We start from the raw sequence: 8,483 nt of genomic DNA on the forward strand, positions 1-8,483 counted from the left end.
AGCCAATTTTTAGTAGTCAATTCTTGCGAGTGAATGGAATTTTAAAATTTACTTTGAGATGTAAATTTATCAAAAGGGAGACAAGGGGACTTGAATTACGAAGCCGTCCCCTTATCCCCCTTTTTAAATCCCCCAATCCCCTCGCACGTTCAAAGTGCATGCAATGGCACTATCGTGCCGCATGCGGTTTATATTCAGATAAATTTCGAGTAATTTTAGTAGTTAATTCTTAGTGGTGAATGAAAGTTTAAAATTTGCAAAATAGTAAATTTCTATTTTTGAAATCGCAAAAATTAAATTTCACCCTTCGTTTAACAATGCATATCCAACTCAGGCTATAATACGCCAAATTTTAATCCAAAAAGGATAAAAATGAAAAAGATTTTACTTACATTATTAACGGCTAGTTTGCTTATCACTGGCTGCACGAGCGTCACAAAGTCAGGCGCCGTGGGTGCTGATCGTGGTCAGTTTATGGCAATACCTTCCGAAGTAATGGAGCAAAGCTCGGCCCAAGCTTATGTAAAAACTTTAACAGCCGCCAGAAACAAAGGCGAGCTAAATGTCGATCCGATCCTCACAAAAAGAGTTCAGGATATCGCAAAAAGGCTGATCGTTCAAACTACCGTATTTAGAGAAGACGCCCTAAAATGGAAGTGGCAAGTAAACGTCATCAACGAAGATACACTAAATGCTTGGTGTATGCCAGGTGGCAGGATCGTAGTTTACAGCGGTATCATCAAGAGACTAAATTTGACAGACGCTCAGCTAGCAGCGATCATGGGTCACGAGATCGCCCACGCACTTAGGGAGCACAGCAGGGAGCAAGCTAGTGCAGATCAGGCAAAAAATATCGGTATTGTTTTACTAGCAGCTATTACTGGTCTTGGTGATTTTGCAGTAAATGCTTTAAATAAAGCTAGCGAATATGCAATCATGAAGCCATTTTCTCGTTCACATGAGACCGAAGCCGATCACATCGGCACTGAGCTAATGGCAAGAGCTGGGTACGATCCAAAAGAGGCGGTCGAAGTTTGGGTTAAGATGAGCAAGATGAGCGGTGGCAAAGTGCCTGAAATTTTAAGCACTCACCCATCAAACGAGAGTAGGATCAAAGATCTAAAAGAGATCGCAGCAAAGCTAGAGCCAGTCTATCAGGTGGCAAAAAGGGGCTAGGCTTGATCTTACGGGCAAAGCCAAGCGATCTTCCTGCGATCACGCAAATTTATAACGACTACATTTTAGAAAGAAGTGCGACTGCGGATATGCGCCCAGTTAGCACAAAGGAGCGAGAGCCTTGGTTTAACGCCCACGGCAGCTCGCGTCCTATCTTTATCTACAAAGAAAATGATGAAATTTTAGGCTACTGCTCACTAAGTGACTTTAATCCCAAGATCGCTTACAATATAAGCGTAGAAATAAGCATCTATGTCGCTAAAAAAGCCCTTAAAAAGGGTATCGGCAAGCAGCTTTTAGCCCACAGCCTAAATGAAGCTAGAGAGCTAAATTTAAAAAATATCATCGCGCTAATCTTTAGCAAAAACGAAGCAAGCCTTGAACTATTTTTGAAATTTGGCTTTGAAAAATGGGGCGAACTGCCCGGCGTTTGCCTGATGGATGGCGAGTACAAAGATGTCGTTATCTTGGGACTAAAGCTCTAAAAGCCAAGCATTAGGCAAATGAAGATATAATCACCTTCTTCTTGGGTAGATGTCCGAGCGGTTTAAGGAGCACGCCTGGAACGCGTGTGTGGGGCAACTCACCGAGAGTTCGAATCTCTCTCTACCCGCCATTTTAAGTTTATCTGCTAAATTTTACCTAGCAACATTAAGGGTAGATATGAAAATTTTACTTTTAGGCGCAAGCGGGAGCCTTGGTAGCTACGTTATAGACGGGCTTTTAAGTGTTGAGAGCGTAAATTTACTCCTTTATGCTAGAGATGTTAAAAAACTAGAAAAATTTAAAAGTGACAGAGTCTTGCTAATGCAAGGCGACGTCCTAGATAAAGCTAAGCTAAAAGAGGCTTTAAATGGCACGGATAGCGTCTATGCTGGGCTTGCAGGATCGCTTGAAGCTATGGCTAGCTCGCTAGTTGGCGCCATGAAAGAAGCTGGAGTAAAGAGGCTAGTTTGGATAATGTCTTATGGCATTTATGAGGGCGAAGTGCCTAGTGGTAGGCGTGCTCCAAGCTCTTACATAAACTCAGCCAAGATCATAGAAAACTCGGGCCTTGACTACACGCTGATACGCCCGCAGTGGTTTAGTGGCGCTAACGAGATAGACTATGAGGTCACGAGCTGGAGCAAAGGCGAGAAATTTAAAAACGAAAATGCTCAAATTTCAAGAAGATCTATCGCAAATTTAGTAAAAAGATGTCTGATAGACGGCTTTGGCGTAAAAGATAGCCTAGGCATTAATAAAAAAGAAATTTAAAGGACAAAAATGATCGAACATTTACTGCTAGTTTTTGCACTGCTAGCTATCATCATCGCTTTAGTGATGGTCTCAAACCGCCTAAAAATCGCCTATCCAGTGTTATTAGTCCTTGGCGGGCTTGCCATTAACTTCGTGCCAAATTTACCAAGTATCAAGATCGATCCCGAGCTTATTTTCATCATATTTTTACCGCCACTTCTTTACGAGGCTGCGTGGGCAAACTCGCTAAAAGAGCTCTATAAATGGCGCCGTACGATCGGTAGTTTCGCCTTTATCGTGGTTTTCATAAGCGCAGCAGCAGTTGCTTTGATAGCAAATTTAGTGATCCCTGGCTTCTCGCTCGCCCTAGGCTTCATGCTAGGAGCTATCGTCTCGCCACCAGACGCGGTGAGCACGGCAGCTATCCTTAAATTTGTCAAAGCCCCGCGCAGGATCAGCGCTATTTTGGAGGGTGAGAGCCTTTTAAATGACGCCTCCTCGCTCATCATCTTTCGCTTCGCCGCAGTTGCGGTCACGACTGGGCAGTTTGTCTGGTACAAGGCTGCAACGACCTTTTTATGGATGGTGGCTGGTGGCGTTTTAGCGGGTCTTGTGGTGGCGCTTGCGGCATATTTTTTACATAAAAATTTACCGACTGATGAAAACAGCGACACGATAATGACGATCACGACGCCTTATATCATGTATATCTTGGCTGAGGAGCTTGGCGCTAGCGGCGTTTTAGCAGTGGTTTGTGGCGGACTTTATCTCTCGACTAAAAGAAATGAAATTTTTACCGCTTCAACAAGGATCCACGCAGTGCCAGTTTGGAACAACTTTATTTTCTTACTAAACGGCCTTGCATTTACCATGATCGGCCTTGACCTGCCTGAAATTTTAGCAGGGCTAAAGCGTAGCGGCGTCTCGCTATTTGAGGCGGTCTCTTACGGCGTTTTGGTCACTGCCGTGCTCATCATCATCCGCCTCATGGCATCTTATGGCGCCGTTTATATCACGATGTTTATGAAGCGCTATATCAGCGTGGCGGACGATCGCAACCCAGGCAAAGCGACACCTTTTATCGTCGGTTGGGCAGGTATGAGGGGCGTAGTCTCGCTGGCTGCAGCACTTTCTATCCCCGCTATGGCTGGAGACGAGCCGTTTCCGCATAGAGACCTCATCTTGTTTATCACCTTTGTTGTGATCTTGCTAACGCTTGTAGTTCAGGGCTTAAGCTTGCCACTGCTCATCAAAAGTGTGAAATTTCCAGACTTTAACGACCATATGCCAAATGAGCTTGCAAGGATCAAGATAAAAAAGGCGATCGCAGAGGCTTCGCTTAAATTTCAAAGCGAGAAATTTTGCAATGAGGAGAATTTCTTGTTTCAGAAACTCAAAGAAGTTTGGAATTTCGAGCTTTCAAATGAAAATTTCGAGATCAGCGACGAGGTCAGGCAGACCTATTTTGAGATCCTAAATGAGCAGCGAAAGGCGCTTTGTGAGCTAAACAAAGACCCAAAGATCGACGAAGAGGTCATTAGGACGTTTTTATATCACATCGACCTTGAGGAGCAGAGGTGGCAGCCGCATAGCGAGCACTAAAATTTTCTTCCGACATTGCAACTTACCGCACCGCAAAATCTCTTGCCAAATTTGGCCTCGACGATGAGAACGAGCACGAAAAATATCTTCTCATCGTTCATGCGTGCGATCTGACGCAAAGTCTGGCTGGGACTATTAAATTTAACATCATTTTCGCGCAAACTCTTGCAAAACAGGGCCTCGTCAAAGCCAAGCATGCGTGAAATTTCACTGATGCTGTAAGGCTCAAGCGAGGCGATGATGCGGTCCATGTTGCAGATCGTTGGATTTTTGCGGTGCGTGGTGACATCGATCATCTCATTTATGAGCTTTACTAGCTTTCTTCTGCGGTTAAAAAGGTGCAAGATCACAGCACAAACGATCAAAGCTCCTGCAAATTTGTGCGCGCTCATCATCCACTCATTATACTCGCCCATGGCGAAATTTAGCCCAGTAAATGCAAGCAGGCAGATCCCACAGGCAAGAACACAGACGATACAAAATTTATATATCACTTCCACTTTTAGCAATGCAAATTCCTTAGTTTTTTGAAATTATACACCTACTATGCAAAAAATGAATGGCGCCAACTAGAAATTTAGCTGGCGCATTAGAGTAAATTTAGCTAAAACTTATAGTTGAAGCTGAGATTAAAGGTGCGTGGATCGCCATAAACCATCCTGTTTTTGCCGATGCCCTCGTAGTATTTTTTATTAAAGAGATTGTCGATATTTAGCTGCACATCAAAGTTTTTAGCAAATTTATATCCAAACATCAAATTTGCCAAGGTGTAGCCCTTTTGCGTGATCTCACTTGCGCCCTTGCCAGTGTAAATTTTACTCTTATACATAGCTCCAGCCCCTACTCTAAAGTCCCTAAATTCATACTTTGCAAATAAATTTGCCGTGCTTCTTGATGAGTCGGTGGCATACTTCTCACCTTTGGCATCTTTTGCGTTAAAGTGCGTTGCACCAAAGCTTAGGCTTAAGTTTTTAGTGATCTCGCCGTTTAGATCTAGCTCGACACCCTTACTTGTCACGCCCTTGCCAGCTTCATATATGTCGGCATTTGTCGCTGGATTTTTCTTGCCAGTGTTTATGCCAAGCTTGTCTTGCACGATCTTAAAGACACCAAGACTTGCTTGAAGCGCCCCGTCAAGATACTCGCCTTTGATGCCCACTTCATAGTCCTTGCCTTGGATAGGATCAAGATATTTGTCATTTGCATCTTTTGCGGTTTGAGGTTTAAATATGCTCGTGTAGCTAGCATATAGAGTGTGGTTTGCTCCGATGTCGTAAGTGACGCCAAGATATGGTGTGATCTCATTTGTGAAATTTCTATTGCCTTTACCACCCTCGATCTCGTATTTGTAGTAGCTCACCCTGGCACCTAGCAAAAATTTAAGCTCATCGGTGATTGATAGTTTATTTGCCGCGTAAAATGCCTTTTGTATCGTTTTGTCTTTATTGTTTTGATCTTCGTAAGGTAGCTTTGGATCATCAAGGTGTAAATTTTTAAAATCAATCCTGCTTCTAGCTGTGTAAGCAAGTCCTGCTGGCGTGGTCTTTTGCAGCCAGTAGCTACTTACCTTATCGCTACTTTTTTTATAGTTGTTATACATCGCGCCAAAGACAAACTCATGAGATAAATTTGCTATCTCGTAAGGGATATTTGCGTATGCATCTACGTTGTGGATGTTCTCCTCTCTTTTGTTTGCATAAATGCTAAGATCATTCATATTGCCAGTACCGTCTAAATTTACCGCTCCGCCGTAGTAGAGTAGATTTGAGTCAGTGTTTGCCCGTCTAAATGAGTAGCTTAAATTTAAGCTCGCTTCATTTTCAAAGTAGTGCTTAAAATCAGCGTAAAAATCAAGCGTCTTTATGTCCCACCTAGTCCAAGGCTGAGAGAAAATTTCATTTTTACTAAAATTTGTCCTAGAGCCATCTGTGTAAAAAGCTGGCATGCCGCCCCACCTACCGCCGTGGCGTTTTAGCTCTTGATAAAACGCACCAAGACTAAGCCATGAGTTATCGCCTATGTCACTATCGACTACGCCGTAAATCGCGCTATTTTTTCGGTTGTAATAATCCATATAAGAGTGCGACTTCTCATGCATAAATGAAAGCCTCGCTCTGACGCTTCCACTCTCATTTACAGGCGTTTGCACATCGCCATTTACGCCATATCTATCGTATGAGCCAGCACTTACACCAAAATTTCCTTTTAGCTCCTTTGAGTCTGCCCTTTTTCTTATGAAATTTAAGCTTGCAGCTGGGTTACCAGCGCCTGCAAGTAGGCCATTTGCCCCTTTTACCACCTCAACTCTCTCATAAGGCAGCAAGCTCATATCATTTGCACCAAGACTAAAGCCACCAAAGCTAGGCATCGAATCAAGCAAGTAATAATCTATCGCAAAGCCACGAGCCGTCGGATATACGCGCTCATCCCATTTATTTAGCGTAACGCCAGGGACATTTCTAAGAAGCACTTAATAGTCCTTGATGCCTTGATCTTTTAGCCTGGCCTCTGTTAGCACAGTTAGCGACTGGGGCGTTTGGCGAGAGGTTAAATTTAACCTAGTTGTACTCTTTACAAGCTCTTTTGCAAAGTAGTTTGCATCGTCTCTTCGCTCACTCTCCACAACATCGACCGCTTCTAAAACCTTGTCATTTTCACTAGCGTAAATTTGAGGTTGCATCAAATTTAATGCAACCAAACTAATTAAAAATTTTTTCATTTTTTCTCCTTTTAAAATTTCTTTTAATCCACAAATAAAGTCCTGAGATGCTCAAAACTAACGGCGAGATGCCCACTATAAACCAGATAAATTTTGTAGTTTGGTTGTAGTTTCCAAAGTGCGATCTTCTAAAGGTCGAGAGGATTTTCTCGCTTAAATTTGCATTTTTTATGTCTAGGACACTAACTAGCTTGCCGCTTTCTTTGTCGTAGGTGATAACGCTTGAGTATTCGTTATGCAAAAAGCTTTGCCATATCACATAGCCAAAGATACGGATGTTTGCTCCTTGCATGAAAGGCAACGATATGAAGTGTGGCTCAAAGCCTTTTATGTCCTTTCTCGATCTAGCCACCAACTCATCAAGGGATAAACTTTTGTTATAAATTTTTGCGTCTATTACGAAGTCATTTTTAAACTCTGGCATGCGTGCCATCCTAAATTCCCACCAAGCGCCGCTTATGCAAATGAGCAGTAAAACTGGCGTGCAAAAAATTCCTATTATCTTGTGGATGTCGCTCATGAAAACATTTAGCCCATTTATGCGTAGTCTAAGCAGGGTTAGCCAAAATTTACGGTAGATCACAAAGCCGCTAATGCAGATAAAAAATGTAAAAATAGCTGTTAAAAAGAGGATGATATTGCCACTTTTTCCAAGAAGAAGCTCCTCATGGATATGCGCTAAAACCCCGAAAAATCCCTCATCGTGCGCAAGTGGCTCACTCTTTATCTTGCCGCTAAAAGCATCAAAATAGATAAATTTCCACTCTTTTTTGCTGTCATTATGCTCGATTAGCCAAATTTTGTCACACTTTTTAGGGTTTGCATCAATATTTACACCAACCATCTCGTAGCCGCCAAACTTGCTTGCGATGATATCTCTTAGCTCATCAAAGCTAATCCTTTTGTTTAAATTTTCTTTGTTTAAATTTACATTTACGATATTTGGGATAAAAAGGCTGTTTAGTTCGTCTTTATAAACGAGGATCGCACCGCTAAAGCAAACTACAACAAGTGGGATAAAAAAGAGAAGCGATAAATATGCATGCACCTTGTAAAAAAGCTTTAAATTTAAAAATTTCAACTCTTTAGCCACCTTTTAAAAGTTAGTCTTGATAACAGCTCGCAATTTTACAAGGTTTTTGCTTTTATAATTTTTAAAACCATTATCAAAATATAATTTTAAAAAGAAAGTGACGTTTGTGAAATTTGAGTTTAGAAGGGTAAGAAATTTGATTTTAAAAGATAGAAAACTCCTCTTTGTGTAAGCGGAAAAGCCAGAAAAGGGGGAAGCAAAGTCTTAACCGCTACAAAAAGGAGGGTCCGTTTGGGACGATGAAATGTTATTATTTAAATATAAATTTTAATGAAATTTTTAGTTAATAAAAAAGAAATTCTGCGTAATACTAAATTAAATCACGATATTTAGGCATTTTCTAAAGAAATTTCTCTTTTAGAAAGGTAAAAATATATGCTTTGTATAAAAGAAAAATTAACATATTTAATATGTTCTGAATGATCCCCAAAAATAATATATTCATTTGAAGGAATGGCTTCAAAATTTTCGTCAGTATAACCAGCAATAAATTTTTCTCCTTGATCTATTATTGGAGTAGAGCCTGTAGAACAATACATTTCTCTTTTTAATTTAACTGGTGCTGTTATTGTAGTAACGATTTTATTCAAAGGCTTCCACTCAACCTCAGCCCCATCTAATAATTTTTCTAAAAAAGTGCAGTTGTTTTTCATG

6 protein-coding genes, 1 tRNA gene and 2 pseudogenes are annotated in these 8,483 nt (G+C 41.3%); 5 read left to right on the forward strand and 4 right to left on the reverse strand.

The window, feature by feature from the left end; all coding sequences use genetic code 11:
* Window positions 1–372 precede the first annotated feature (372 nt).
* The 5 genes from Q0296_RS05445 to Q0296_RS05465 all read left to right on the forward strand — a co-directional run bounded on the left by Q0296_RS05445 (window position 373) and on the right by Q0296_RS05465 (window position 4,017).
* On the forward strand, window positions 373–1,176 hold the full coding sequence (locus tag Q0296_RS05445; protein ID WP_298037680.1) for a M48 family metallopeptidase: 804 nt from the start codon (window positions 373–375) through the stop codon (window positions 1,174–1,176).
* A 2-nt stretch (window positions 1,177–1,178) separates the two neighbouring features.
* On the forward strand, window positions 1,179–1,661 hold the full coding sequence (locus tag Q0296_RS05450; protein ID WP_298037683.1) for a GNAT family N-acetyltransferase: 483 nt from the start codon (window positions 1,179–1,181) through the stop codon (window positions 1,659–1,661).
* 43 nt (window positions 1,662–1,704) lie between these two features.
* A tRNA-Ser gene (locus Q0296_RS05455) sits at window positions 1,705–1,792 on the forward strand.
* Window positions 1,793–1,839: 47 nt separating this feature from the next.
* Window positions 1,840–2,433, forward strand: a complete 594-nt coding sequence (locus tag Q0296_RS05460) for an NAD(P)H-binding protein (RefSeq protein WP_298037689.1) — start codon at window positions 1,840–1,842, stop codon at window positions 2,431–2,433.
* Window positions 2,434–2,442: 9 nt separating this feature from the next.
* Complete coding sequence (locus tag Q0296_RS05465; protein ID WP_298037691.1) at window positions 2,443–4,017, forward strand: Na+/H+ antiporter; 1,575 nt, start codon at window positions 2,443–2,445, stop codon at window positions 4,015–4,017.
* Here the strand turns inward: Q0296_RS05465 and Q0296_RS05470 are convergent.
* The 4 genes and pseudogenes from Q0296_RS05470 to Q0296_RS05485 form a co-directional block, all read right to left on the reverse strand.
* Window positions 4,014–4,526, reverse strand: a complete 513-nt coding sequence (locus Q0296_RS05470) for a chemotaxis protein (protein WP_298037696.1) — start codon at window positions 4,524–4,526, stop codon at window positions 4,014–4,016. The two genes, Q0296_RS05465 and Q0296_RS05470, sit on opposite strands and share 4 nt — an antisense overlap.
* 95 nt (window positions 4,527–4,621) lie before the next feature.
* Window positions 4,622–6,736 (reverse strand): annotated as a pseudogene (locus tag Q0296_RS05475) (TonB-dependent siderophore receptor).
* Window positions 6,717–7,817, reverse strand: coding sequence for a PepSY domain-containing protein (locus Q0296_RS05480; protein ID WP_298037701.1), 1,101 nt, complete (start codon window positions 7,815–7,817; stop codon window positions 6,717–6,719). Before Q0296_RS05480 ends, Q0296_RS05475 begins: the two are co-directional and overlap by 20 nt.
* A 341-nt stretch (window positions 7,818–8,158) precedes the next feature.
* A pseudogene (locus Q0296_RS05485) lies at window positions 8,159–8,483 on the reverse strand (hypothetical protein); the annotation flags it as partial.

Origin of the sequence: uncultured Campylobacter sp., from assembly GCF_937890585.1 — a bacterium.
Lineage (GTDB): Bacteria > Campylobacterota > Campylobacteria > Campylobacterales > Campylobacteraceae > Campylobacter_A.

Bases quoted from the DNA above. Each gene is read 5' to 3' on its own strand.
- Q0296_RS05445 (WP_298037680.1), top strand. From the start codon at position 373: ATGAAAAAGATTTTACTTACATTATTAACGGCTAGTTTGCTTATCACT.
- Q0296_RS05460 (WP_298037689.1), top strand. From the start codon at position 1,840: ATGAAAATTTTACTTTTAGGCGCAAGCGGGAGCCTTGGTAGCTACGTT.
- Q0296_RS05465 (WP_298037691.1), top strand. From the start codon at position 2,443: ATGATCGAACATTTACTGCTAGTTTTTGCACTGCTAGCTATCATCATC.